The following is a 699-nucleotide window of genomic DNA, read 5'->3' on the forward strand; positions in this document are numbered from 1 at the left end:
GTGTTGCGGGTGGGGAAATCGTGTACAGCGGCTATAAAGCGGTAATTCCGCAGGCGCGCTAACCAAAGGGCTGGCCGTGTAACGTTAACCCCCATGTTTACTGCACCGCAAACGCTCACATATAAAACCGGCGCGCGCCGCAATGGTGCAGCCGCCTATTGTAGCTTCGCGGTTACACGATTTTACTGCGCTGCGTCAGAATTGAACTAGAAATGGAATTGAGCGTCCAACTAGCATCCGCTACACTCGCCGCCCAGCCTGAGTGCAGCATTCGACATGAACGTCAACGTCTCGATCAAAGTCATGGGCATGAAAATTAAGCAACAAAAAATATACGATTATTATTTATATGCTGTTGCACACGAGATCACATGACTAAAAATCTAACTTCCCCCCCACAAGCCGTTACCGCAGAGCGCAGGACGGCCCTCAAGGGACAGCGACCAATGGTAGTATGGCTCACAGGTCTCAGCGGCGCTGGCAAATCAACAATTGCCAATGCACTCGAAGTCGCACTTACCGACCGCGGCCGTCATACTTATTTACTGGACGGCGACAATGTCAGATTAGGGCTGTGCCAGGACCTCGGTTTTAGCGACGCTGACCGAGAAGAAAATATTAGAAGAATTTCAGAAGTGGCTAGGCTGTTTTTAGACGCCGGGCTGATTGTGATTTCCGCCTTTATATCCCCCTTTCTTC

Annotated in this window: 1 protein-coding gene; it reads left to right on the forward strand. The window is 50.6% G+C overall.

The annotated features are described in order from the left end of the window. Positions 1–371: 371 nt before the first annotated feature. On the forward strand, positions 372–699 hold a 328-nt coding region (cysC, locus tag FEM54_RS33490), incomplete at its 3' end, for an adenylyl-sulfate kinase (RefSeq protein WP_138454392.1).

The organism is Pseudomonas edaphica (assembly GCF_005863185.1).
Lineage (GTDB): Bacteria > Pseudomonadota > Gammaproteobacteria > Pseudomonadales > Pseudomonadaceae > Aquipseudomonas > Aquipseudomonas edaphica.